The sequence below is a fragment of the Kitasatospora sp. NPDC051853 genome, assembly GCF_044452665.1.
Lineage (GTDB): Bacteria > Actinomycetota > Actinomycetes > Streptomycetales > Streptomycetaceae > Kitasatospora.
In genome coordinates, this window is the sequence record NZ_JBITBY010000011.1 from 296,259 (window position 1) to 321,602 (window position 25,344).

Sequence of the window (25,344 nt, forward strand, 5' to 3'; positions counted from 1 at the left end):
CTCCGCCGTCACCAGCGGGCCGCGCTCGGCAGCGGTTCCCCGTACCAGAGTTCGACCAGGTGACGGGCGATCGAGATGCCCGAGGGCGGCAGGATCTCGCCCGCCTCCATCCCGGCCCTCAGCTCCTCGCGGGAGAACCAGCGGGCCTCCGCCAACTCCTCACCGTCCACCGTGATCGCGGTGCCCGCCGGGTCGGCCCTGCCCAGGAAGCCCAGCATCAGGCTGGACGGGAACGGCCAGGGCTGGCTGGCCACGTACTCCACCTCGGCGACCCGGACCCCGGCCTCCTCGTAGACCTCGCGGGCCACCGCCTGCTCGATCGACTCGCCCGGCTCCACGAACCCGGCCAGGGTGGACCAGCGGCCCTCCGGCCAGAGCGCCTGGCGGCCCAGCAGGCAGCGGTCCTCCGGGTCGGTGATCATCATGATCACCGCCGGGTCGGTCCGCGGGTAGTGCTCGGCCGCACAGGAGGTGCAGCGCCGCACGTGCCCGGCCCCGGCCTTCTCGGTCCGGTGCCCGCAGCGCGAGCAGAAGCTGTGCAGCCGGTGCCAGTGCTCCAGCGCGACGGCGTGCACCAGCAGCCCGGCGTCCCGGTCGGAGAGCTGGGCGCCGACCTCGCGCAGCCCGGCCGGACGGGCGTCGCCGTCGAGGCGCCCGGGCAGCGTCTCGTTCACCAGGGCGAAGTAGGAGGTGCCGCCCTCGTCGGTGCCGAGGAAGTAGCGGTCGCCGGCCTCCGGCGCTTCGAAGGAGGGCAGCAGCACCAGCTCGGTGCCGTGCTCGGTGTCCACCACGAAGGCCTCGCCGCTGGCGATCGGCAGCACCTTGGTGCTCGGGTGGCTCCAGGCGGCGGCCAGCCACGGCTCGTCGAACCGGTGCTCGGCGGCCCGGTCGACCCCCGCCCGGGCCAGGGCCAGCTGCTTGGTGTCAGGCACGGTGCTCAACGCGGTCCATCCCCATCGGTCGGAAGACTTCGGTCGGAAGACTGTCGAAGTGGTTCATGCCCCGAGCCCGCTCTCGGCCAACTCGCCCCACAGGTACGCGGCCGTCTCGACGCCCTTGGTGAGCAGCGGCAGCTCGACCTTCTCGTCCACCGAGTGCCAGCCGTCCGAGGGCACCGAGATGCCGAGGAAGACCACCGGCGCGCCCAGCACGTCCTGGAGGTCGGCGGCCGGACCGGAGCCGCCCTCGCGGGTGTACAGCACCTCCTGCTCGAAGGCCCGGCCCATCGCCCTTACGGTGGCCTGGAGCGCGGGGTGGTCCAGCGGGGTCAGGCAGGGCCGGGTGGCGCCGGGGAAGACCAGCTCGTACCGGATGCCGGCCGGCACCTTGGCCGCGACCCAGTCCGCCACCGCCGCGCGGACGGCGTCCACGTCCTGCCCGGCGACCAGCCGGAAGGAGAGCTTGAGGTGCGCCTCGGCCGGGACGATGGTCTTGCCGCCGGGGCCGGTGTAGCCGCCCCAGATGCCGTTCACCTCGGCGGTCGGCCGGGCCCAGACCCGCTCCAGCACCGAGTACCCGGCCTCGCCCAGCACCCCGTGGGACTTGGCGGTCCGCAGCCACTGGTCCTCGTCGAAGGGCAGCGCGGCGAACAGCTCGCGCTCACGCTCCGTCAGTTCCACCACGCCGTCGTAGAACCCGGGCACGGCCACCCGGCGGTCCTCGTCGTGCAGGCCGGCCACCAGCTCGGCGGCGACCGCGGCCGGGTTGGGCACCGCGCCGCCGAAGGAGCCGGAGTGGATGTCGGTGTCCGGGCCGTAGAGGTCGATCTGGGCGTCGGCCAGGCCGCGCATGCCGGTGCAGACGGTCGGCGTGGTCTCGTTCCACATGCCGGTGTCGGAGACCACCACCAGGTCGGTGGCCAGCCGGGCGGCCTCGCGCCGGACCAGCGCCTCGAAGTTCGGCGAGCCGGACTCCTCCTCGCCCTCGATCAGCAGCTTGAGGTTGACGGCGGGGGCGGTGCGGCCGGTGGCGGCCAGGTGGGCGCGCAGGCCCAGGGTGTGGAAGAAGACCTGGCCCTTGTCGTCGGCCGCGCCGCGGGCGTACAGCCGGTCCCCGACCACGGTGGGCTCGAACGGGTCGGTCGCCCAGCCGTCCTCCTTGGCGGCCGGCTGGACGTCGTGGTGGCCGTAGACCAGGACGGTGGGCGCGTCCGCGTCCCCGGACGGCCACTCGGCGAAGACCGCCGGCAGCCCCTCCGTCTCCCACACCTCGGCCACCGGGAAGCCGGTCTTCCGCAGCTTCTCCGCCAGCCACTCGGCGGAGCGCCGGACGTCCCCGGCGCGGGCCGGGTCGGCGGAGACCGAGGGGATGCGGAGCCAGTCGGCCAGGTCGGAGAGGAACTCCGCCCGGTGGAGGTCGATGTAGGAGCGGACGACGCTGTCCGGGGTTTTCGTCATACGGACGACTTTAGTTCGCCACCGCCTCCCGGTGTGCGGCCCGTCCACCCGGCGGTCCCGTAACCTGCGTCACCCCGTGCGGCCCACGGGCCCCACGGGGTGACACGGGTCACTGGTGACGGGCCGTCAGGCGGAGCGCCTCAGCAGGCCCAGCCGGGACCGGGTGAAGAGCATCGCCAGCAGCACCGCCACCACCGGCAGCACCACCAGGGTCAGCCCCAGGGTGGCCCACGGGAAGACGATCACCGCCTCCCTGGCCTCCTCCCCCGGGAACTGCGGCATCGCCTCGATCTTCCGCAGCGCCACCGAGGGCACCACCCCGCAGACGGCGCCGAGCACCGCGCCGATCGCGGCGATCACCCCGCACTGGAAGCCGGACAGCCGCCGCCGGATGCCGCCGGTGGCGCCGACCGCCGCCAGGGTGGCCAGGTCGCGCTGCGAGTCGGCCGCGGCCAGCCCGGTGGCGATGCCCGCCGCGCCGAGCGCGACCAGTCCGGCGAAGCCGGTCAGGGCCAGCGGCACCAGGTCGGGTTCGGGCCGGAACCCGCGCTCGACGGTCACGCCGCCCTCGCTGCCGAGCCTGGACAGCGCCGCCGTGGCCTTCTGCTCGACGGCGGTGCTCGGCGCCTTCGCGGGCAGCCAGACCGTGGCGACCTGAGCCGCCGTCAGACCGAGCCGCGCCGCGGTCTCCCGGCTGGCGAACGCCCCGGCGTTCTGCAGCGCCGGCGCGAACCGGACCGCGTCCACCGCGAGTTCGCGGCTCTGGACCTGGGGCCGGGTCAGCGTGCCGTCCGCGCTGCGGGCCATACCCGTCATCGGATCCGTCGTGCCCTGCTCCGGCTCGACCAGCGCCAGGGCGACCTTGCCGTCCTTGAGGTAGGCCGGGTCGAAGACCAGCACCTTGCCCTCGGCCAGCGCCTTGCCGGCGGCCGGGTCGCGGACCCCGGTCAGGTTGGCCAGTGCGGTGGCGTCGCCGAGCAGCAGCCCCTGGCCGACCGGGGACGAGTACTGCCCGGTCGAGCGCTTGCAGCGCTCGTCCTGGTAGAACCGGTCGCGCTCCTCCACCGGGAGCCCCTCGGCCGCCGGGTCGTTGGCCGGGCAGCGCAGGTCCTTCGGCAGCATCAGCTCCACCCGCCCGCTGCCGCGCTGGTAGCGGGTGCCCTTGTACTCGGCCTGGTAGACCTCGCCGCGCGGGCCGAGGTCCGGGACGACGCCCTCCACCGCGCCCTGCTGGAGCGCGTACGAGGCCGGGTCGCGGTTCTCGCCGTAGCCGGTGTGCAGCAGCACCGCGCCGGGCTGCAGGTAGGCCGTGTAGTTCTGCCGCTGCTGGGCCTCCGAACTCGCGGTGTAGATGCCGACCGCGACCGAACCGGCCACCGCCGCCATCACCGCCGCCACCGCCGGGGCGGTCCGGCCCCGGTGGCGGACCGCGTCGCGCAGCGCCAGCCGGGGGCTGAGCGGCAGCCAGCGGCCCAGCCGCCCGAACAGGCCGACCAGCATCGGGGTGCAGGCCACCATGCCGAGCTCGGCCAGCACCGAGCCGCCGAGCACCGCCAGGACCCGGTCGGTCAGCTGGGAGCCGAGCAGCGCGAGCGCCGCGCCGCCGCCCACCATCAGCAGGCCGAGCACGGCCAGCCGCTTGCTCGGCGGCTTGACCGAGCCACGGCCGGTGAGCGCCTCCACCACGTCCTGCCGGGAGGCCTGGACCGCCGGGACCACGGCTGCCAGCAGGCCGGTGACCAGGCCGATCGCGGCGATCCCGAGCAGGTCCAGCGGGGCCAGGTCGAAGCTGCCGAAGCGGCGCCCGGCCAGGTCCTCCAGCCACGGCCGGGTGGCCGCCACCAGCAGCACCGCCAGCACCAGGCCGGCCACCGCACCGGACAGGCCGAGCACCGCGCCACCGCCGAGCACCACCGCGCGGACGTGCTTGCGGTCCCCGCCGCCGGCCGCCAGCAGCCCGAGCTGGCGCCGGGAACGGCGCGCGCCGACCGCGAAGGCCGGCCCGGCCAGCAGCACGATCTCCAGCAGCGCCATGCCGACCACGGTGGCCAGCACCGCCAGCGCGGTCTTGTCGATCAGCTGCGGACCCGTCTGCTGCTGGTAGTACGGCACGGCGGAGCGCGGCGGCGGGTCCAGCAGCACGGCCTTCGACGTCGCCGAGAAGCCGTACTTGTTCAGCTCCAGCACCTGGGGCCAGGTCAGCGCCGCCCCGGCCGGCATCCGGACCAGCCACTTGCCGCCGCCGAACCGGTCGTCCGCCTTCTTCTCCTGGACGGGCGCGGCGCCGGGCCGCAGCACCAGCTGGCTGAAGCCCAGGTCGCCGGGGTACTCGACCTCGGCGGTGATGGTGAACGGGCGGTCCGGCCCGCGCACCGTGGTGGTGTCACCGACCTTCAGGCCGGACAGCTCCAGGAACCCCCGGGTGGCCGCCACCTCGGTCGCGGCGGTCGGCAGCCGGCCGCCGGTCAGCACCGTGTGGCCGTTCCAGACCGGGTCGGTCAGGTCCGCCTCGGTCAGCCGGGTCCTGAGCAGGCCCTCCTTGGTGGTGACGTTGGCGGACACACCCCCGTCCATCGGGGTCAGCCGGGTGCCCGCCGGAAGCAGGGTCGGCAGCAGTGCGCCCGGCTCGGTGTCCAGGCTCTTCTGCTGCTCCGGGGTGGGCTTCTGGCCCTCCCGGGGCATGTCCGCGTTGGCGCCCTCGCCCGGGTTCGGTGGCTGGACGACCGTCATGCCCCGGCCGTACGCGGACACCATCGCGTCGGCCTCGCCCATGATCCGGACGATCTTCTGCTCCGGCTCCAGCTGGGCACTGCGGAAAACCACGTCGGCCCCGGTCACCCCGAGCACCGGCAGCGCGATCATGGCGATCACCAGCGCGCTGCGCCCCTTGGCCCGGAGCGCGTCCCTCCGGGCGATCCGCAGGGCCACCCGCCACGACGTCAGGCTCACTCCGTCACCGGGCCGTTCACGCTGTTGGTGGCCGCCGAGACCAGCAGGCTGGCCGCGTCCCGGCTGACGCTCTCGTCCACCACCCGGCCGTCCCGGATGAAGACCACCCGGTCCGCCCAGGCCGCGTGCCGGGCCTCGTGGGTCACCAGCATGGCCGCGGCGCCCGCGTCGCAGCGGGCCCGCAGCACCGCGAGCACCGACTCGCCGGTGGTGGAGTCCAGCGCCCCGGTCGGCTCGTCGGCCAGCACCAGCCGGCGGTCCCCGATCAGCGCCCGGGCGATCGCCACCCGCTGCTGCTGACCGCCCGACATGTCGTCCGGGAAGCGGTCGGCCAGCTCCTCGATGCCCATCTCGACCAGGGCCGCCATCGCCTCCTTGCGGGCCGCCCGGGTGGAGAGCCCGTCCAGCTCGCGCGGCAGCGCGATGTTCTCGGCCGCGGTCAGCGCCGGTATCAGGTTGTAGTCCTGGAAGACGTAGCCGACCGCCCGGCGGCGCAACTGCGCCTGCTGACGGCGGCTCAGCTCGCCGAGCGCGCTGCCCTCGACCAGCACCCGCCCGGAGGTCGGGGTGTCCAGCCCGCCGGCCAGCGTGAGCAGCGTGGACTTGCCGGAGCCGGACGGCCCCATCACGGCGACCAGCTCGCCGGGGTGGACCTTGAGGTCGACGCCGCGCAGGGCGTGGACCTCGGCCGCCCCCTGGCCGTGGACCCGGGTGACGTTCTCCAGGTGCAGCACCGGGGCGGTGCCGGACCGGTCGTTCTGGGTGCTCATCGCTTCCCCCTGACGGTGGTTCAGAATCGGGCGCGCCTGCGGGCGCGGGGTGGGGCGGGCTCCGGATCGGGCTCGGCGGCCTCGGAGGGAGCCGCCGGAGCGGCCGGGCGGTACTGGGCGAGGCGGGTCTCGCAGTGGTCCAGCCAGCGGATCTCCGCCTCGGTCTGGAAGATCAGCTGCTCCAGCACCAGCAGCCAGGCCAGGTCCGACCCGCTCTCCTGGGAGGTCAGCGCCTGGCCCTTGAGCCGGGTGTAGTCCTGCAGCGCCTTCATGCTGTGCCGCCGCTGCCCCTGCACCACGGCCGTGACGTCGACGCCGGGCACGGTGACCGCCATCGCCAGCTTGATCGCCAGCTCGTCCCGGGGCGGGTTGGTCCGCGGCACCGGGGTGTCGAACCAACTGCGCAGCTCCGCACGTCCCTTGTCGGTGACGGCGTAGAAGACGTGGCCCTCCTCGTCCGCACCGTCCGGGACCACCAGGCCGTCGCGCTCCAGGCGCCCCAGCGTGGTGTAGACCTGGCCCACGTTGAGCGGCCAGGTGGCCCCGGTGCGGGCCTCGAACTCGGTTCTCAGCTGGTAGCCGTAGCGCGGGCCCTGGTCGAGCAGGGCGAGCAGACCGTGACGGATGGACATACCGAGTATGTATACCGGGTATGCCCCACCGGCTCAAGCGCAGCCGGTACCGTCATGCCTTGTGAGCCAGCTGCGCATCGCCACCTTCAACCTGCTGCACGGCCGCCCGCTGGCCGCCGACGGCAGCCCGCTGCCCTTCCCCGCCGAACCGGGCGAACCGCTGGCCGAAGCGGTCAGCGCCCTCGACGCGGACGTGCTCGCCCTCCAGGAGGTCGACCGCCACCAGGAGCGCTCCGGCTTCACCGACCAGACCGCCGTGGCCGCCAAGGCGATGGGCGCCGGCGACTGGCGGTTCGCCGCCGCCCTGCACGGACGCCCCGCCACCGGAGCCGGCTGGATCCTCGACCCCACCCGGCCCGGCCTCCAGGTCTACGGCCCCACCGAGGCCGGCACCGCCCTCCAAGTCCCGTCCTACGGAACGGCGTTGCTCACCCGGCTGCCCGTCAGCCACTGGCGCGCCCGCCGCTTCGCCCCGGCCCCCTTCGGCCTCCCCCTCCGGGTCGCCGGCCGACGGGGGCTCACCCCCGTACCGGACGAGCCGCGGGCCGCGCTGGCCGCCGTCCTGCGCGGCCGCCACGGCGAGTTCACGGTGGTCGCCACCCACCTGTCCTTCGTCCCCGGCTGGAACATGGCCCAGCTCGCGGCCATCCGGCGGTGGATCGCCGACCTGCCGGGGCCGCACCTGGTGCTCGGGGACTTCAACCTGATCGGGGCCGTGCCGCGGACCGTGCTCGGCGGGGCGGCCGCCCTCGGCCCGCGCCCCGCGCGGCAGCCGGGGCCGCGGCGGCGCCGCGTCCTGCGCGGCTGGCACGACCTCGCCAAGACCCCCACCTACCCGTCCCACCGCCCCGCGGTCCAGTTCGACCACGTCCTCGCCATGGGCGTCCCCCGCACCGCCGTCGGCACCATCACGGCCCCCCGCACCCCGGTCTCCGACCACCGGCCCCTCCTCGTCGAGGTCGACCTGTAGTCAGGGGCGGGCCGCCCGGCAGGGCAGCGACCCAGGGGCGCGAGGAACTGCGCGAATCGGAAGGCGGACCACCGGCAACTGAGGGCACGTCAGCCAGTTGCACGTGCTGCTGTTCCCCCGCGCGCAGTTCCTCGCGCCCCTGGGTCGCTGCAACTGAGCGTCACGCCGTAGGTACGAGCTCCGTGGTGGTCTGGTGCGGGAGTTGGACGGGCTCGTGGTGGAGCAGCAGCATCGCCGCGTCGTCCCCGAGCTTGTGCCCCACGTGCCGCACCACGTCCTCGTGCAACCGCCGCAGCACCTCCGCCGGGGAGCCGACCGCGCAGTACGGCAGCCGCTCCGCCAGTGGGTAGAAGGCGCCCCGGTGGTCGCGGGCCTCGATGACGCCGTCGGTGTAGAGCAGGATGCGGTCCCCCGGCGCGACGGTGAGCCGCTGCACCGGCGGCCGCACGTCGGCCGGGTCGAGGACCCCGAGCGGCGGCACCGTCTCCGGCAGCTCCAGCGCCCGGGCCGGCGCGCCGGGGCTGAGCAGCAGCGGGGCGGGGTGCCCGCAGTTGACGATCTCCACGGACCCGTCCGGACGGACCCCGATCAGCACCAGGGTGACGAACTCCTCCTCCACCCCGGGGTGCTCCCCCTCGTGCAGGACCCGGTCGAGGCTGACCGCCAGCCAGCCGGCCACCCGGTCGAGCTCCGGCTCCTGGTGGGCGGCCTCCCGGAAGGCCCCGAGGACGGCCGCCGCCGTCTCGACCGCGGCCAGCCCCTTCCCCCGGACGTCGCCGACGACGGCCCGCACCCCGTGCCGGGTGTTGACCACCTCGTACAGGTCGCCCCCGATGGAGGCGTGCGCGGCGGCGGCCGCGTAGTGGACGGCGGCCCGGACGCAGCCGAGCCGGTCCGGGACGGAGCGGAGCAGCACCCGGCGGGCCACCTCCGCGACCAGCTGGGCGTCGGCGAGGGCCTGTTCCTGACGCACCCTCAGGGTGGCGCTGACCCAGCCGATGGCGGCCACCAGCGCGATGGCCAGCACGGTGGCGGTGTGCACGGACTGGCCGAGCACGCCGTTGTACCAGGCGAGCAGGAAGGCGACGGCCTCGGTGGCGAGGCCGACGGCCAGCGGGTACCAGGTGCGGCGGCTGACCACGGCGGCCAGTGCGGGGACGGCGGTGAGGGCGGGTTCGACGGTCAGCGAGGTGGCGCTGAACCAGTCCAGGGCGAGTACCAGCAGCATGCCGATGAACGGCAGCGCCATCGAGGTCTTCGGCCACGTTCCGGTGACCGTGCCCGGCACGGCTCCGGGGGAAGGCCCCGCGAGCCGGTCCTTGATCCATCCGGTCGCGCTCAACTTCGGTCTCTCCAGCGAGGGTGCGCGGGCGCCCGTGGCACCTGCGGTGATGACTGAGGGTCAGAGGTGGGGCCCTGCCCGGCGGCCGGAGTACCTTGATTGACCGGTTACCGACCCCACAATAGGCGCGAAACGTGCATGAAGCACAGGTTTCGCACGCTGCCGTGACGGCATGGATGCGCTGCGTGACTCATTCTTCACTATTCCCGATCAGAAGCCGAGTCAACTCTTTTCGGCCCGGAAGTCCTGACGGTCTGTCGACCCGGCCGCTGCGGACGTACAGGAACGACGCGGTGACCTGCTCGGGTTCTACGCCCGTCAACTCGGCCCAGGCCAGCCGGTAGACCGCGAGCTGGAGCGGATCGGCCGCCTCGTCCCGCTGGGTCTTCCAGTCCACCACCTCCCAGCGCTCGCCCTCCGGTGACCCTGAGCCACCGTCACCGTCCCGGTAGACCGCGTCGATCCGGCCGCGCACCACCCGGCCCCCGAGCACCAGCTGCACCGGCACCTCGACCCGGTGCGGGCGCCGCCCGGCGTACGGGCTGCGCAGGAACGCCTCCTTGAGCCGCTCCAGGTCGTGCTCGTCCTCGATGCCCTCGTCGTCGAGGCCGGGCAGCGCGTCCGGGCCGACCAGCGGCAGCTCCTCGTACGGCAGCTGGTACTGGGCCTGGATCCAGGCGTGGAAGCGGGTGCCGCGGCGGGCGGCGGGCTGCGGGGGGCGGGGCATCGGGCGGGCCAGGTCGCGGGCGAAGCCGTCCGGGTCGGCGTTGAGGCGCAGCAGCTGGGTGGCGGAGAGCGAGGCGGGCAGCTCCACCTCGCGGACGGCCCGGCGGGAGCGGGCCAGCTCGCCCAGCAGGGCCGTCAGGTCGCGGTCCCAGGAGGCGATCCGGCGCTGCTCCTCGACGGTGTGCTGCTCCGGCGGCGGAGCGGGCTGCCCGGCCAGCCGGCGGTGCACCACCTCGGCCACCCGGCGCCGGGCCAGCTGGGCCCCCCGGTCCAGCGGCAGCGGCCAGGGGGTCTCGACCGAGGTGTCCAGCGCCGGGTTCTCGGCGTCCGGCAGCGGGGGGTCGGCCCAGAGCTCGACCTCGCCGTTGCCGGGCCGCTCGGCGTGCTCGCGCAGCGCGGTGAGGAAGGAGGACGGGCCGCGGCGGCGCTTCTGGCTGGGGCCCCACCAGTGGCCGGAGGCGAGCAGCAGCTCGCGCGGGCGGGTGAAGGCGACGTAGCCGAGCCGCAGCTCCTCGACGTGGCCGTGCCCGGCCATCTCGGCCTTGAACTCCTTCATGTCACGCGGCGTCAGGCCGCCCAGCACCGGCAGGGTGGCCGCGTCGCCGCGCAGCTCGTGCGGGAGCACCTGCTTGGTGCTGGTCCAGCGCTCCCGGCCCCGGCCGCTCGGGAAGGCGTCCTTGACCAGGCCGGGGACGGCCACCACGTCCCACTCCAGGCCCTTGGACTTGTGCGCGGTGAGCACCTTCACGGTGTCCTCGCCGCCGGGCAGGCTGCTGTCCAGACCGCGCTCGTACTCCTGGGCGGCGCGCAGGAAGGCCAGGAAGGCGGAGAGCCCCGGGTCCCCGTCCAGGTCGGCGAAGCCGGCCGCCACGTCCAGGAAGGAGTGCAGCGTCTCCCGCCGGCGGGCGGCCAACGCGCCCGGGGAGGAGGAGAGTTCGACCTCCAGGCCGGTGACGGTGAGCACCCGGTGCAGCACGTCCATCAGCGGCTCGGCCAGCACCCTCCGCAAGTCCCGCAGCTCGCGCGCCAGTTGGGCGAAGCGGTGACGGGCCTCCGGGGAGAACGGCAGCTCGTCCGGCTGCTCGGTCTCGATGAAGGTCTCCAGTGCGTCGGCCAGCGAGACCACCTCGGTCGGGTCGGTCTCGGCCACCGCCGCCGCCAGCGGATCGGCACCCTCGGACCGTCCGGTGCGCACCAGTTCGGCGGCCCGGCGGCCCAGCAGCGCCAGGTCACGCGGGCCGGTCCGCCAGCGCGGGCCGACCAGCAGCCGCACCAGCGAGGCGTTCGCGGTCGGGTCCTGCAGCACCTCGCAGACCGCCACCAGGTCGGCCACCTCCGGGAGTTGGAGCAGCCCGCCGAGTCCGACCACCTCCACCGGCACCTCCCGGGCGACCAGCGCGGCGTGGATGTCCGGGAAGGCCGAACCGCCCCGGCAGAGCACCGCGATCCGCCCCGGCGGGGTGCCGGTCGCCGTCAGGTGGGCGATCCGGTCGGCCAGCCAGTCGATCTCCTCGGCGTGGGTGGGCAGCAGCGCGCAGCGCAGGTACCCGTCCAGCTCGGCCCCCGGCGCCGGGCGCAGCGCCTCCACGCCCTCGTGCATCTCCCGCAGCGGGGCGGCGAGTTCGTTGGCGAAGGCCAGCAGCCGGCCGCCGCTGCGGCGGTTCTCGCTCAGCGCGTACCGGTGCGCCGGGGAGCCGTCCGCGCGCGGGAAGTGCCGGGGGAAGTCGTCCAGGTTGGCCACCGAGGCGCCGCGCCAGCCGTAGATGGCCTGGCACGGGTCCCCCACGGCCGTCACCGGGTGCCCGCCCTCGGTACCGAACAGCCCTGCCAGCATGAGGCGTTGGGCCACCGAGGTGTCCTGGTACTCGTCCAGCAGCACCACCCGGAACTGCTCCCGCAGCAGCCGCCCCACCTCCGGCCGCTCCTGCGCCAGCCGGGCCGAGGCGGCGATCTGGTCGCCGAAGTCCATCAGGTTGGCCCGGCGCTTGCGGCGGCGGTACTCCTCCACCAGCTCCAGCAGCTCCAACCGGGCCCGGGCGGTCACCGGGATCGGGCGCAGGTCGTCGTTGCTCAGCCTGACCGTGGCGGCGTGGTCGATCAGCTCCCGGTCGAAGGCGCGCAGCCGCTCCGGCTCCACCAGGTGCTCGGCCAGCTCGGAGTCGAGCGCGACCAGTTCGGCGACCAGACCGCTGAACGCACCCGTCAGGTGCGGGTACGGTCCGCGCGAGGACCGCAGCACCCGGGCGGCCAGCTGGTACCTGGTCGCGTCCGCCAGCAGGCGGACGTCCGGCTCGATGCCCAGGCGCAGGCCGTGCTCCTTGAGCAGCCGCCCGGCGAACGAGTGGTACGTCGAGATCTCCGGCTCCCCGAGCACCTCCTCCTCGGGCCCGGCCACCCCCGCCCGGTGCAGCGCCGCCCGGACGCGCTCGGCCAGCTCCCCCGCCGCCTTGTTGGTGAACGTCAGCCCCAGCACCTGCTCCGGCCGCACCGCCCCCGACCCGACCAGCCACACCACCCGGGCCGCCATCACCGTCGTCTTGCCCGACCCGGCCCCCGCCACGATCACCCCGGGCTCCAACGGGGCCCCGATCGCCGCCACCTGCTCCGCGTTGAACGGCACCCCGAGCAGCACCTTCAACTCTTCGGGGCTGCTCAGCGCGGATCTCATCCGGCAAGCCTAAAGCGATGCCCTGACGAAATTGGCTACGCCTCCGGGGGCGCGGGGAACTGCGCGAACCGGAAGGCGGCCCAGTGCTGGATCGGGGCAAGCGAGCCAGTTGCAGCTCGTGCCGTTCCCCCGCGCGCAGTTCCCCGCGCCCCCGGAAGCATCACCTTGTTCAGTCCAGGATCTGCCGCCCGTCGCGCTGCACGGAGCAGGAGGCCCGGAAGGAGCACCGCGTGCAGCCGTCGCCCGCCTTGGGCGTGAAGCGTTCGGAGAGCACCCGCCCCGCCGACTCCGCCAGCAGCCCCTCGATCCACGGCTCCGCCGGCGGCCCCTGGTGCTGCACCTTCGGGGCCTCCGGCTCCTTCTTCGAGGCCTCCGCCCGCAGGTGCACCAGCTCCGCGCCGCCGACCTCGACGCCGCCCGCCAGCCCGTCCACCCCGTCCAGCGCGCCGCTGCGCGCCGCGAGCTGGTAGACCGCCAGCTGCTTGTGGTCGGGCAGGGACTTGTCCGTCGGGAGCTGCTTGCCGGTCTTGAAGTCGACGACGTAGACCCGTCCCGCCGCGTCCTGCTCGACCCGGTCCATCGACCCCCGGATCCGCACCGCGATGTCCCCCACCGGCAGTGTCAGGTCGAAGTCCTGCTCGGTGGCCACCGTCGCCCGTCCCCGCTCCAGCACGTGCCAGTGCAGGAAGCGCTCCAGGGCCGCCCGTGCCTGCTCCTTCTCCTGCTGCGACTTCCAGGGCGCGTCGAAGGCCAGCGCGTCCCAGACCGTGTCCAGGCGCTCCATCAGTACCGCGAGGTCCGCCGGAGTGCGCCCGGAGCCGACCTCGTCGGCCAGTGCGTGGACCACGTTGCCGAAGCCCTGCGCCGCCGTGGTCGTCGACCCCGCCCGGACGTCCTTCTCCAGGAACCACTTCAGCGAGCACCCGTCCAGCTGCTCCAGCCCGCTGCCCGACAGCCGCACCGGCTCCGCCGGGTCCCGCAGCGGCTTGGCGGACTCGGTCCGGTCCACCAGGCCCCACCACCGGTCGGGGTGGGCGGCGGGCACCAGCGGCACCCCGTCCTCGTCGGCCGCGGCCGCCAGCGCCGCCAGCCGTTCGGCGGCGGCCCGCCGCAGCGCGGGCGACTGCGCCGGGTCCACCGTCACCGCGCGCAGCTCGGCCACCAGCGCCGCGACCGAGAGCGGCCGCTTCGGACGGTGCGTCACCTCCTCCACCGTCACCGGCGGGGTGCGCCGCAGCACCTTCCCGCTCGCCCGGTCGACCTCTTCCCGGTAGAGCTCGCGCAGGAAGCGCGACGGTTCGTCACCGTCCTCGCTCGGTGCCTTGACGGCCGTCACCACCAGGCGGTCCTTGGCCCGGGTGACGGCGGTGTAGAAGAGGCGCCGCTCCTCGCCCAGCAGGGCGCCCGGGGAGAGCGGTTCGGCCAGGCCGTCCCGGCCGATCCGGTCGGCCTCCAGCAGCGAACCGCGGCGGCGCAGGTCGGGCCAGAGGCCCTCCTGCACCCCGGCCACCACCACCAGCCGCCACTCCAGGCCCTTGGAGCGGTGGGCGGTCATCAGCCGGACGGCCTCCGGGCGGACGGCCCGCACGGTCAGGGTGTCGGCGGCGATGTCCTGGGCCTCCAGTTCGGCCAGCAGCTCCAGCGCTCCCCGGTGGCCGGCCGACTGCTCCTCGGCCCGGGCCGCCGTGTCGAACAGCGCGCACAGCGCGTCCAGGTCCCGGTCCGCGTTCCGGCCCGCCGGTCCGCCGCCCCGGAGCGCGGCCCGCTCCAGCCGCTCCCGCCAGCGGCGCGCACCGTCCCAGAGCTGCCAGAGCGCCTCCTCCGCGCTGCCGCCCCCGGCCAGCAGCTCGCGCACCTTGCGCAGCAGCATGCCCAGTTCCATGGCCCGCCGGGCGTACGAGGGCTCCATCGCCACCAGCCGCTCGGGCTCGGCCAGCGCCTCCCGGATCAGCTCCTCCGCCGACCGCACCACCAGCGGGGCCGGCCCTGAGTCCTCGTCACCCCGCAGCGCCTGCCGCTCCTCCTCCCGCAGCGCCCGCCCGAGCCGCCGCAGGTCCGAGCCGTCCAGCCCGCCGAGCGGCCCGGTCAGCAGCGCGTGCGCCTGCTCGGCGTCGCACTCCGCCGCCGGGTGCGCGCAGACCCGCAGGGCGGCGAGCAGCGCGGCCACGGCCGGCTCCTCGCGCAGCGGCAGGTCGTCGCCGTCGATCTCCAGCGGCACCCCGGCCGCGCCGAGCGCCCGCCGCACCCCGGGGATGGAGCGCGCACCGGCCCGGACCAGCACGGCCATCTCGCCCCACGGGACGCCGTCCTCCAGGTGGGCGCGGCGCAGCAGGTCGGCGATCGAGTCCAGTTCGGCGCCGGGCGTCGGGTAGGTGTACACCTCGACCCGGCCGCCCTCCCGGGACGGCAGCAGCGCCCGGTGCTGGGCCAGCTTGTCGGCGGGCAGCCGCCCCATCGGCATCCGGCCGGTGAGCTCGCGGGCCGCGGCCAGCAGCACGGCGCCGGAGCGGCGGGAGACCCGGAGCACCTTGACCTCGGCGGGGCCGCCGTCGGCCTTGGGGAAGGCGGAGGGGAAGTCCAGGATGCCGTTCAGGTCAGCGCCGCGGAACGCGTAGATCGACTGGTCCGGGTCACCGACCACCACCAAGTCGCGCCCACCGCCCGCGAGTTGGCGCAGCAGCCGGACCTGGGACGGGTCGGTGTCCTGGTACTCGTCCACGAACACCACGTCGTACTTCTCCCGCAGCTGCCCGCCCACCTCCGGACGCTCCGCCAGCAGCACGGCGCGGTGGACCAGTTCGGCGTAGTCCAGCACCCCGCGCAGGTCCAGCACGTCCAGGTACTCGGCCAGGAAGTGCGCGGCCGCGGACCAGTCGGGCCGCTGCACGCCCGCCGCGAAGCGGCCCAGCTCCTCGCCGCCGAGCCCGAGCTCCCGGCTGCGGGCCAGCACCGCGCGGACCTCGTCGGCGAAACCGCGGGTGGTCAGGCAGGCCCTCAGGTCCAGCGGCCAGTCGAAGCGGGCGGTCCCGTCCCGGACGTCCTCGGCGCCGCCGGCCAGCAGCTCACGGACCATCACGTCCTGCTCCGGGCCGGAGAGCAGCCGCAGCGGTTCGGCGTAGGCGTCGGGCGCCTGGTGCGCGCGCAGCAGCGCGTAACAGAAGGAGTGGAAGGTGGTGGCCTGCGGAGTGGCCGAGCCGTTGCCGAGCCGGGTGGTCATCCGGTCCCGGAGCTCGGCGGCGGCCTTGCGGCTGAAGGTCAGCACCAGGATCCGCTCGGGGTCGGTGCCGCGCTCGATCCGCCGCACCACCGACTCCACCAGCGTGGTGGTCTTGCCCGTCCCCGGCCCCGCCAGCACCAGCAGCGGCCCGGCCCCGTGCTCGGCCACCGCCCGCTGGTACTCGTCCAGCACGGGCGGCACCGGCTGCGCCAGTGCGTTGCGGACCAGACGGAACGGAGAAGCCATCCGACGAGCGTAACCGCCGTACGAAGATCGGCTAACCGCCGTCCCAGCGGGCCTTCTTGAGGTCCACCCTCGGTTCGCCGCCGACCAGTTTCAGCGGCGTGCCCTCGACCCGGTACTCCGGGAGTGCCCGGTGCTCGTGGCCGGGCAGCGGACGCCCGTCGGCCCGGATCACCCGCCACCAGGGGACGCCGGAGCCGTAGAGCGCCATCACCCGGCCGACCTGCCGGGGGCCGCCCTGGCCGAGGTACTCGGCCACGTCCCCGTACGTCATCACCCGGCCCGGCGGGATCCGCTCGGTCAGTTCGAGCACCGACTCGACGTACGGCGGAAGCTCATCCGGCGGCTCACGGTTCGTCACTCTGGCATCCTGCCAAACAGCACCGACAGCCGGAGCCCGTCCGGGGGATTCGCCGCGCCCGATGCGGACCCTGTCCCGCACCGGTGCCCCCGGCATGCCACCATCTGACGGGGCGGTGAGTGGTGATACGAGGACAAGACCAGATGACCGGGACGGCGGACGTGGACGTGGAAGAGGGCCCTGCGGAGCCCGCCACCATCCAGCCGTCCGGCTCTCCGGAGCCGTCGGCCAGGCTGACCAAGGGGGAAGAGGGAGTGGCCGAGGAGCCACCGAACGGCGAGCACGTCGCCGTCGACGAGCCGTTGCTGGCGGCCCGGGCACACCGACCGTCCGATCTGCTGAGGTTCCTGGCCGGCGTGCTCGGGATAGTGGCCCTCTTCCTGGTGGCCCGCTTCGCGGTCTCCACCACCTCGGGCCTGGAGACCGACATCTCCAAGAACGCCGAGCACATCCCGAGCTGGCTCACTACCGTCTCCGGGCTGGTGGCCAGCATCGCGGTGCTGGCGGTACCGCTCTCCTTCGCGGTGGAGCGCCTGATCAAGCGCGACGGGCTGCGGGTCGCCGACGGTGTCCTCGCCTCGGTGCTGGCGTACGGCGTCTCGCTCGGCGTCGACTGGTGGGTGGCGGCGGGGGCGCCGAACGAGGTGCGCAACGCGCTGACCCAGTTCCCGCCCGGTTCGCAGTCGCTGACCGACCCGGTGCACGGCTACCTGGCCCCGGTGATCGCCTACATGACCGCCGTCGGCATGTCGAGCAGACCGCGCTGGCGGGTGGCCCTCTGGTCGGTGGTGCTGCTCAGCGGCCTGACCGAGCTGGCCAGCGGCTACACCACCGTGCTCTCCCTCATCCTGACGGTGCTGATCGGCTGGTCGGTGGCCTACGCCACCCTCTACGCCATCGGTTCCCCGAACATCCGTCCGACCGGCCAGCACCTGCTGATCGGCCTGCGCAAGGTCGGCTTCTCCCCCTCCGTCGCGCACGTCGCCCCGGACGCCCCCGGCGGCACCCGGCGCTACTACGTGGAGCAGGTCTCGGGGCCGCCGCTGGACGTCCACGTGATCGACCGGGAGCAGCAGGCCTCCGGCTTCTTCTACCGCGCCTGGCGCCGCGTCAGGCTCCGCTCGGTGGCCGTCCGGCGCAGCCCCCAGTCGCTCCGCCAGGCCCTGGAGCAGGAGGCGCTGATCGCCTACGCGGCCACCGCCTCCGGAGCCCGCGCCCCCCAGCTGGTGGCCACCTCCGAGCTCGGCCCGGACGCCGCCATCCTGGTCTACGAGAAGCTGACGGGCCGTCCGCTGGACGAGCTGGTGGACGAGGAGGTCACCGACGAGGCGATGGCCTCGCTCTGGGAGGCCGTCGACGCCCTGCACCAGCGCCGCATCGCGCACCGCCGCCTCACCGGCGAGTCCCTGCTGGTGGTGGACGAGAAGACCGGCTACCTGGTCAACCTCTCGGGCGGCGACATCGCGGCCGGCGACCTCACCCTGCGGATCGACATCGCCCAGCTGCTCACCACCTTCGCCCTGCGGGTCGGCCCGGAGCGCGCGGTGGCCACCGCCAACCGGGTGCTCGGCGCCGACCGGGTGGCCGCCTCCCTCCCGCTGCTCCAGCCCGTCGGCCTGAGCCGCACCACCCGGCTCGACCTGGGCCGGCTGAACAAGGAGCGCAAGTCCGCCGCCCAGGCCCTGGCCCTGGAGCAGGTGGCCTCCGGCGAGCGCACCCAGCAGCAGGCCGAGGAGGACATCGCGGTCGCCAGCGAGGACCTGCTGAGCCGGATCCGCGGCCAGATCCTCCAGGTCGTCCCGGAGGCCCCGCTGGCCCCCGAGAAGCTGGAGCGGCTCAGGCCGAAGACCGTCATCACGGTGGTCGCCCTGGCCTTCGCGGCCTACTTCGCGCTGACCACCATCAAGCCCGAACAGTTCAACCTCGACCGGATGAACTGGGCCTGGGCGGCCGCCGCGCTCGCCGCCTCGGCACTCACCTACGTGGCGGCCGCGATGAGCCTGACCGGCTTCGTGCTGGAGCGGCTGCCGTTCGCCCGGACGGTGGCGGCCCAGGTGGCCGGCTCCTTCGTGAAACTGGTCGCGCCCGCCGCGATCGGCGGCATCGCGCTGAACACCCGTTACCTGCAGAAGGCCGGCATCCGCCCGGTCCAGGCGGTGGCCAGCGTCGGCGCCTCCCAGCTGGCTGGTCTGGGCGGGCACCTGCTCCTGCTGTTCGTCTTCGGCCTGATCACGGGCAGTCAGCGGGAGGGCGAGTTCGGGGCCTCCCGGGCCCTGATCATCGGCGTGCTGAGCGCCGCCGTGCTCTCGCTGGTCATCGCCGCGGTCGCCCCGCTGCGGCGGTTCGTGGTGACCAGGGTGCGGGCGCTGTTCTTCGGCGTGGTGCCCCGGATGCTCGACCTCATGCAGAGCCCGCGCAAGCTGGTCACCGGCTTCGGCGGCATCCTGCTGCTGACCCTGTCGTTCACCGCCTGCCTGGACGCCTCGGTCCGGGCCTTCGGGTACTCGATGAGCTTCTCCGCCGTCGCGGTGGTCTTCCTGACCGCCAACGCGGCGGGCTCGGCCATCCCGACCCCCGGTGGCATCGGCGCCGTCGAGCTCGCCCTGATCGGCGCGCTCATCGCGTCCAACGTCCCGGCGACCGTCGCCACCCCGGCGGTCTTCCTCTACCGCGCCCTGACCTTCTGGCTCCCGGTGATCCCCGGCTGGATCTTCTACAACGTCCTCCAGCGCAAGGACGCGCTCTAGACCGCCGTGCTCCGGGAACCACGGAGGGGCGGGTGGCCACCGGCCACCCGCCCCTCCGCCGTCCGGTGACGGCCCGTCAGTAGGACGGCTTGTGCGGCTCGATCTGGTTGACCCAGCCGAGGATGCCGCCGCCCAGGTGGACCGCGTCGGAGAAGCCGGCCGACTTGAGGACGGCCAGCACCTCGGCCGAGCGGACGCCCGACTTGCAGTGCAGCACGATCTTCTTGTCCTGCGGCATGGACTCCAGCGCGTTCCCCATCAGGAACTCGTTCTTCGGGATCAGCGTGGCGCCGGGGATCGAGACGATCTCGTACTCGCCGGGCTCGCGGACGTCGACCAGGAAGATGTCCTCCTCGTCGTCCTGCCACTGCTTGAGCTGCTTCGAGGTGATGGTCGAACCGGCGGCGGCCTCCTGGGCCTCGTCGGAGACCACGCCGCAGAAGGACTCGTAGTCGATCAGCTCGGTGACCGTCGGGTTGTCACCGCAGACCGCGCAGTTCGGGTCCTTGCGGATCTTGACCTGGCGGTAGTTCATCTCCAGGGCGTCGTAGATCATCAGACGGCCCACCAGCGGCTCGCCGACCCCGGCCAGCAGCTTGATCGCCTCGGTGACCTGGATCGAGCCGATCGAGGCGCAGAGCACCCCGAGCACGCCGCCCTCGGCGCAGGACGGGACCATGCCCGGCGGCGGGGCCTCCGGGTAGAGGCAGCGGTAGCAGGGGCCGTGCTCGGCCCAGAACACGCTGGCCTGGCCGTCGAAGCGGTAGATCGAGCCCCAGACGTACGGCTTGCCGAGCAGCACCGCGGCGTCGTTCACCAGGTACCGGGTGGCGAAGTTGTCGGTGCCGTCGACGATCAGGTCGTAGCCGGAGAAGATCTCCATCACGTTGTCGTTGTCGAGGCGGTCCTCGTGCAGGATCACGTTGACGTACGGGTTGATCTCCAGCACGGAGTTCTTCGCCGACTCGGCCTTGGAGCGGCCGATGTCCGACTGGCCGTGGATGATCTGCCGCTGGAGGTTCGACTCGTCCACCGTGTCGAACTCGACGATGCCGAGCGTGCCGACACCGGCGGCGGCCAGGTACATCAGGGCGGGCGAGCCCAGGCCGCCGGCGCCGACACAGAGCACCTTGGCGTTCTTCAGCCGCTTCTGCCCGGCCATCCCGACGTCCGGGATGATCAGGTGGCGGGAGTACCGGCGGACCTCGTCGATGGTGAGCTCGTCGGCCGGCTCGACCAGGGGTGGCAGCGACACAGTGACTCCGATGGTCGTCAGTTCGGGGCTTGGCGGGCCACCGAAGTGGCTCTGCTACGCCAACAGTGTCACTCGACCGAGGTATTCCGAGACAGCAGGTCCGTCTGGTGAGACACCCTCCGCCGGATCGTGGGACCGGGCCGGATTCCCGCAACACCCCTGGTGGGAGCGGACGGTGGGAGCTCAGACCCGGCAGGCGGTCTCCAGCCAGATGTCCCCCAGCGACTCCTCCAGCGGCACCTGTGTCCGCCAGCCGAGACGGTCCCGGGCGGTCCGGGCGTCCGCCTGCCGCCACTGCACCGGCTCGCCGCCCGGCCGGAACGGCGGGTACTGCGGCGGGTGGTCCCCCGACGGCCCCGGCTGGCCCGGCAGCACCGCCGGACGGGCGTCCTCGCTGATGGAGCCCTCGAACCCGGCCGCCCGGAGTAGCAGCTGCGCCCCGTCCCGGGCCCGGACGGCGTGGCCGCTGCCGATGTTGATCACCCCGGTGGCGGCCGAGACCGCCGCCGACTGCACCGCCCTGGCCACGTCCCGGACGTCCACGAAATCCCGGTATCCGGACAGGTCCGGCATCCGCACCTGCCGCTCGCCCTGCTCCAGCGCCCGGCGCAGCCCCTCCGCCAGCCGCCCGAACAGCGAGGCGGCCGGCGAGCCCGGCCCCACCACGTCGAACACCCGCAGCACCGCCGCGTCCAGCCCGCTGGCCAGCACCAGCTCCGTCCCGGCCAGCTTGGACACCCCGTACGGGCCGGACGGCCTGGGCTCGGCGTGCTCCGAGATCGGCACCCCGGCGGGCATCGGCCCGTACTCCGCCGCCGACCCGATGTGCACCAGCCTGGCCGGCTCCCGGCTGCGCCGGATCGCCTCGCAGACGGTGGCCACGGCCAGCGTGTTCGACCGGATCAGCATCCGCGAGCTGCCGTACGTCGCCCCCGCGCAGTTGATCACCACCTGGGGCGCCACCGCGTCCAGGAACCGGGCCAGCGCGCCCGGGCTCCCCGCCGTCAGGTCGAACCGGATGTCGGCCGAATCCCGCCGGCCCAGCACGGTGACCTGGAGGTCCGGTTCGTCCAGCAGACGCTCGGCGACACGACGGCCGATGAAACCGTCGGCGCCCAACAGCAGCACCCTCATCTGGGGTGTCCTTCCACGAGATCCATTGCAGACAACTAGGGGTACGAGGGGGCCGGACGTCACGGGGCCCGGTGGGCCCCGGGGCGCCCCAGCACCAGCCACGCGTAGGGCAGCAGCACCGCCGCCACGGGAGAACAGGCCAGTAACTGGGCAACCGGCCCGGGCTGGGCCACCGTCAGCAGGGCCCCGCCCGCCCCCGCCACCGCCAGACCCGCCAGGGCCGGGGCCGGCCGGCCGCAGCGGAACAGCACCACGGCCGGGAGCAGCACCGCCCCGAGGGCGGCCTGCCCGGCCCACTCCGGGCCGGTGGCCCGGTGCAGCGCGCCGTACAGCAGGCCGCCGTCACCGGCCGGACCGGCCGCGGTCAGCAGCACCAGCCCGCCGAAACCGAGGGCGGCCACGGCCAGGACGTGCAGCCCGACCGCGACCGGGAGCACCGGCCGCATCCGGGCCCGGAAGTCCGCGATCGTCCGCGCCGCACCGAGGTGCCCCCGGCCGACCCGCCGCAGCCACCCGGCCGCCCACTCCACCGCCCCGGCCCCCACCGCCGCCGCCACCCCGAACACCACCCCGACCGGCCCCCCACCCACCACCGGCACCACCAGCGCCAGCGCGACGGCGGCTCCGCCCACGAAGGCGGCCACACCAGGGAAAGTGGTCACCCCGGGGGCGCCCGCGCGGCCGCTTCCGCTTCCCAGCAGCCCCGCGGGCCGCGTCGCCGCCCACGCCAGCCACCCGCCGCACAGCACCGCCAACGGCCCCCGCGCCGCAGGCACCACCGCACAGCCCACCGCCACCCCCACCACCGGCAGCCCGTGCCGGACGGCGCTCCGCAGCGCCGCCCCGGCCCGCTCCCGCCAGGCCCCGCCGGCCGCCGTGGCCGGCGCCCGCGGCGGGCGCCGCGGCACCCGGGCGTACAGCTCCTCCGCCAGCGAGAACACGTCCGCGTGCCGGTACCGGGCCGCCTCCCCCGGTCCGATCCCGGAGTCCTCCAGCGCGGCCGCTATCTCCAACGCGTCCACCGCCTGCTCACAGGTCCTGCGGTGACGCTCCATCAACTCCCGGACCGGGTCCCCCGCTCCCCCGACCATCAGACCGCTTCCTTCAACGGCTCCACCGCACCGACGGGAGCGGGAGCCTCCTCGCCCCCGACCGGCCCGGCCACCCAGTACTCGGCGGGCCGGGCGAACGGCCGCACCTCCGCCCTCGCCCCCTTCTTCTCCGCCCCGCCCGCACGGTCCGCCGCCGGGTACGCCGGGAAGCGTGAGACCAGCTCCAGGTAGACCTCGCGGAAGGCCGTCACCACCGGCTCCACCGCGAACCGTTCCTGCGCGCGCAGCCGCCCGGCCAGCCCGAGCCGGGCGCGCCGCTCCGCGTCGCCGAGCAGCGCCAGGCAGGCGGCGGCCAGCGCTGCGGGGTCGCGGGGCGGCACCAGCAGCCCCGTCGGCCCGAGCACCTCCCGGGCCACCCCGACCTCGGTGGAGACCACCGCCCGGCCGCTCAGCATCGCGTCCGCGATCAGCCGGGGGCTGCGCTGGGCGAGCGCCGAGAAGACCACCACCTGCCCGGCCTCCCAGGCCTCGGCCGCGCCGCCCTCCGGCCGCCCCTCGAAGGAGACCGCCGCGCCCACCCCGAGCTTCTCCGCGATCCCGCGCAGGTGCGCCAGGTACCCGGGCGCGCCCTCCTCGCCGTACAGCCGCAGCCGCGCCTTCGGCAGCTCGGCCCGGACCCGGGCGAAGGCGTGCAGCACCAGGGCCGGGTCGCGCCCGGGCTCCAGCGCCCCGGCCCAGACCAGCACCGGCCGCTCCGGCTCCGGCCCGGCGGCCGGCCGGGCCACCGCCGGGGTGCCCTCGTGCACCACCCGGACCCGGGCCGGGTCGGCCCCGCAGCGCTCCTGCCAGCGCCGGTCGTAGTCGCTCCCGGGGGTGAGCACGGCGGCCTGACGGTACGTCTCCTCGGTGAGCTGCCGGAAGAAGGCGATCAGCAGCGCCCGCACCGGCCAGCGGTACGGCGCGGTGCGCCAGCTCCGGTACTGCTCGCGCAGGTGCAGCCCGTGCTCGGTGACCACGAACGGCACCCCGTACAGCTGCTTGGCCACCAGGGCGGGCAGCGCCGCCGGGCCGCCGCCGACCACGTGGCAGAGGTCGGCCCCGCCGAGCCCGTCCTCCCCGGCGCCGTACCAGGACGCGGAGAGCGGCCGCAGGCACTGCTCCAGCAGGTCGGCCGCGACCAGCACGTCCCGCACCTGCGGCTGCCCGGCCGCCGTCTCGGCCCCGGGCGAGCGCCAGACCTGCTCCAGCACCCGCTGGGCCGGCCCGGAGGCCAGGAAGGCGGGCAGCGCGCCGTCCTCCCGGGCCAGCGCGGCCAGCCGGTACAGCGCGGGGCCGAAGGAGTCCTTCTCCCCGGGTATCACCAGCGAGCGCACCAGCGCCCGGTAGGCCTGGGCGTACGACCGCCGCCGGTGCAGCGCGGGCCCCCGGCCGCGCGGCCGCCGCCCCCAGATCGGCAGCTCGCTGACCGGCAGCCGCCCGCCCCGGGCCCCGCCCCCCTCGCCCAGCACGTACATCCGGAACTCGTGCTCGGCCAGCCCCTCGGCCAGCCGCCCGCACCAGCCGTCGGCACGGCGTGCGTACGAGTGGGAACTCTCGGTGATCAGGGCAATGCGCACGACGACCTCCAGGGCGCAGCGGTTCGTGTTGACCGGGTGCGGTTACGCGACGACGTCAGCCCACGTACCAGTACTCAGAACCCGCGCGGCTGCTCCGGGACCACCCGGAGGGGCCGCGCTTCCCCCACACCTGTTCGGTCCGACACCACGAAGGTAGAACGAATCGCTGAGAACGCCTCCGACATGGGCGTCCAGGCCACCTGAACGAGTGAAACCGCGTGACCTCACCCCGACTGAGCCGTTCCGCAAGGCCGCTGACGCCCCGTCAGCAAGGGCCCGGCACCGGGGAGGCCGCAGGTCAGGAGGCCGCCAACAACTCCCGCACGGCCCGCGCCACCCGCTCCGGGTGCTCCAGCATCGCCACGTGCCCGGCCTCCGGCAGCACCAGCAGCCGGGCGTCCGCGAAGGCCGCGCAGGCCTTCCGGGCCGAGCGGTACGAGACCAGCTTGTCCTTCAGCCCGTACACCAGCAGCACCGGCGCCTTCACCTGCGCCGCCTGCCGCCAGAGCGACTGGTCCCCGCGCTCGGTGTAGGCCGAGACGATCCCGCGGGCCGATCCGGCCAACACCGAGAGCGCGTACGGCAGTCCGGCCCGGCGCCGGTACTCGGCCACCGCCCGGTCCCACTGCCCGGACGGCACCGCCGCCGGATCGCCGTAGACCAGCGCCATCAGCTGGCGGGTGGCCGCCTCGACGTCGCCGCCGGGGGCGCGGGTGCGGCTCAGCAGCGCGGCCACCCCGGGCAGCGCGAGCAGGCCGGTGGGCCAGGCGGTGCGCTGCGGGGGCAGCTCGGGCAGCGCCGGGGAGATCAGGGTGAGGCTGCGCACCAGGTCGGGCCGCAGGGCGGCCAGCCGGACCGCGACGGCGCCGCCCAGCGAGTTGCCGAACAGGTGGACCGGGCCGCGTCCGGAGGCCTCCAGGTAGCCGATCACCGCCCGGACGTGGCCGTTCAGCGAGAGGTTGCCGTCCTGCGGGGGCATCGACCAGCCGAAACCGGGCAGGTCCACCGCCTCCACGTCCAGCACGTCGGAGAGCTCGGTCATCAGCTCGGTCCAGTTGTCCCCGGAGCCGCCGAGCCCGTGGACGAAGAGCGCCGGCGGCAGGTCGGCCGACCGCGTGGCGGGCCCGTGCACCGCCAGCACCGCCCCCGGGACCTCCACGGTCCGCCCCGCGCCCGCCCCGTCCGCCACCCGCTGCTCAGTGCTCATGGAGCACGATCGTAGTGAGCGGGCGGGAGCGGGCCCAGCCCCCACGAGCACCCCCGCCG

General features: G+C 74.6%; 16 protein-coding genes. 2 read left to right on the forward strand and 14 right to left on the reverse strand.

Features of this window, described 5'->3' with window-relative positions; all coding sequences use genetic code 11:
* Positions 1-8: 8 nt before the first annotated feature.
* From nudC to ACIA8O_RS30170, 5 genes are all read right to left on the reverse strand, one after another.
* Complete coding sequence (gene nudC, locus ACIA8O_RS30150) at positions 9-941, reverse strand: NAD(+) diphosphatase (protein ID WP_396297126.1); 933 nt, start codon at positions 939-941, stop codon at positions 9-11.
* Positions 942-995: 54 nt separating this feature from the next.
* Positions 996-2,396: a dipeptidase gene (locus tag ACIA8O_RS30155; RefSeq protein WP_396297127.1), complete on the reverse strand. Its 1,401-nt coding sequence runs from the start codon at positions 2,394-2,396 to the stop codon at positions 996-998.
* A gap of 126 nt (positions 2,397-2,522) precedes the next feature.
* Positions 2,523-5,345: an FtsX-like permease family protein gene (locus tag ACIA8O_RS30160; RefSeq protein ID WP_396297128.1), complete on the reverse strand. Its 2,823-nt coding sequence runs from the start codon at positions 5,343-5,345 to the stop codon at positions 2,523-2,525.
* Positions 5,342-6,115, reverse strand: a complete 774-nt coding sequence (locus ACIA8O_RS30165; RefSeq protein WP_396297129.1) for an ABC transporter ATP-binding protein — start codon at positions 6,113-6,115, stop codon at positions 5,342-5,344. The genes ACIA8O_RS30160 and ACIA8O_RS30165 overlap by 4 nt, the downstream gene beginning before the upstream one ends.
* Before the next feature lie 20 nt (positions 6,116-6,135).
* Complete coding sequence (locus tag ACIA8O_RS30170) at positions 6,136-6,747, reverse strand: PadR family transcriptional regulator (RefSeq protein ID WP_396297130.1); 612 nt, start codon at positions 6,745-6,747, stop codon at positions 6,136-6,138.
* A 61-nt stretch (positions 6,748-6,808) separates the two neighbouring features.
* Between ACIA8O_RS30170 and ACIA8O_RS30175 the strand changes: the two genes are divergently transcribed.
* Complete coding sequence (locus ACIA8O_RS30175) at positions 6,809-7,717, forward strand: endonuclease/exonuclease/phosphatase family protein (RefSeq protein ID WP_396297131.1); 909 nt, start codon at positions 6,809-6,811, stop codon at positions 7,715-7,717.
* Between the two features lie 160 nt (positions 7,718-7,877).
* Here the strand turns inward: ACIA8O_RS30175 and ACIA8O_RS30180 are convergent, their stop codons facing one another.
* The 4 genes from ACIA8O_RS30180 to ACIA8O_RS30195 form a co-directional block, all read right to left on the reverse strand.
* A complete protein-coding gene (locus ACIA8O_RS30180) occupies positions 7,878-9,059 on the reverse strand; it encodes a PP2C family protein-serine/threonine phosphatase (RefSeq protein ID WP_396297132.1) in 1,182 nt (393 codons plus the stop codon).
* Positions 9,060-9,249: 190 nt separating this feature from the next.
* Positions 9,250-12,453: an ATP-dependent helicase gene (locus ACIA8O_RS30185; protein WP_396297133.1), complete on the reverse strand. Its 3,204-nt coding sequence runs from the start codon at positions 12,451-12,453 to the stop codon at positions 9,250-9,252.
* Positions 12,454-12,622: 169 nt separating this feature from the next.
* Positions 12,623-15,916, reverse strand: a complete 3,294-nt coding sequence (locus tag ACIA8O_RS30190) for an ATP-dependent helicase (protein WP_396297134.1) — start codon at positions 15,914-15,916, stop codon at positions 12,623-12,625.
* A gap of 31 nt (positions 15,917-15,947) precedes the next feature.
* Positions 15,948-16,274 carry an MGMT family protein gene (locus tag ACIA8O_RS30195; protein ID WP_396297135.1) on the reverse strand — a complete coding sequence of 109 codons (327 nt, stop codon included), beginning with the start codon at positions 16,272-16,274 and terminating at the stop codon, positions 15,948-15,950.
* 143 nt (positions 16,275-16,417) lie between these two features.
* On the opposite strand from ACIA8O_RS30195, the gene ACIA8O_RS30200 reads away from it, so the two are divergent.
* Positions 16,418-19,021 carry a flippase-like domain-containing protein gene (locus tag ACIA8O_RS30200; protein ID WP_396297136.1) on the forward strand — a complete coding sequence of 868 codons (2,604 nt, stop codon included), beginning with the start codon at positions 16,418-16,420 and terminating at the stop codon, positions 19,019-19,021.
* Positions 19,022-19,097: 76 nt separating this feature from the next.
* On the opposite strand, the gene moeZ is transcribed toward ACIA8O_RS30200, so the two are convergent.
* The 5 genes from moeZ to ACIA8O_RS30225 form a co-directional block, all read right to left on the reverse strand.
* Entirely contained in the window at positions 19,098-20,276 is a 1,179-nt protein-coding gene (gene moeZ / locus ACIA8O_RS30205) for an adenylyltransferase/sulfurtransferase MoeZ (protein ID WP_396297137.1), read from the reverse strand.
* Positions 20,277-20,459: 183 nt separating this feature from the next.
* Positions 20,460-21,410, reverse strand: a complete 951-nt coding sequence (locus tag ACIA8O_RS30210) for an NAD-dependent epimerase/dehydratase family protein (RefSeq protein WP_396297138.1) — start codon at positions 21,408-21,410, stop codon at positions 20,460-20,462.
* 59 nt (positions 21,411-21,469) lie between these two features.
* Positions 21,470-22,501: a hypothetical protein gene (locus tag ACIA8O_RS30215; protein ID WP_396297139.1), complete on the reverse strand. Its 1,032-nt coding sequence runs from the start codon at positions 22,499-22,501 to the stop codon at positions 21,470-21,472.
* The gene (locus ACIA8O_RS30220) at positions 22,501-24,078 is read right to left on the reverse strand and encodes a DUF3492 domain-containing protein (protein ID WP_396297140.1); all 1,578 of its coding nucleotides are present in this window, start codon (positions 24,076-24,078) and stop codon (positions 22,501-22,503) included. The genes ACIA8O_RS30215 and ACIA8O_RS30220 overlap by 1 nt, the downstream gene beginning before the upstream one ends.
* A gap of 298 nt (positions 24,079-24,376) precedes the next feature.
* Entirely contained in the window at positions 24,377-25,285 is a 909-nt protein-coding gene (locus ACIA8O_RS30225; RefSeq protein ID WP_396297141.1) for an alpha/beta fold hydrolase, read from the reverse strand.
* Positions 25,286-25,344 lie beyond the last annotated feature (59 nt).

Coding starts and splice junctions, on each gene's coding strand:
- ACIA8O_RS30210 (WP_396297138.1), bottom strand. CDS start 21,410: ATGAGGGTGCTGCTGTTGGGCGCCGACGGTTTCATCGGCCGTCGTGTC.
- ACIA8O_RS30215 (WP_396297139.1), bottom strand. CDS start 22,501: ATGGTCGGGGGAGCGGGGGACCCGGTCCGGGAGTTGATGGAGCGTCAC.
- ACIA8O_RS30200 (WP_396297136.1), top strand. CDS start 16,418: ATGACCGGGACGGCGGACGTGGACGTGGAAGAGGGCCCTGCGGAGCCC.
- ACIA8O_RS30170 (WP_396297130.1), bottom strand. CDS start 6,747: ATGTCCATCCGTCACGGTCTGCTCGCCCTGCTCGACCAGGGCCCGCGC.
- ACIA8O_RS30155 (WP_396297127.1), bottom strand. CDS start 2,396: ATGACGAAAACCCCGGACAGCGTCGTCCGCTCCTACATCGACCTCCAC.
- ACIA8O_RS30165 (WP_396297129.1), bottom strand. CDS start 6,115: ATGAGCACCCAGAACGACCGGTCCGGCACCGCCCCGGTGCTGCACCTG.
- ACIA8O_RS30185 (WP_396297133.1), bottom strand. CDS start 12,453: ATGAGATCCGCGCTGAGCAGCCCCGAAGAGTTGAAGGTGCTGCTCGGG.
- ACIA8O_RS30190 (WP_396297134.1), bottom strand. CDS start 15,916: ATGGCTTCTCCGTTCCGTCTGGTCCGCAACGCACTGGCGCAGCCGGTG.
- ACIA8O_RS30225 (WP_396297141.1), bottom strand. CDS start 25,285: ATGAGCACTGAGCAGCGGGTGGCGGACGGGGCGGGCGCGGGGCGGACC.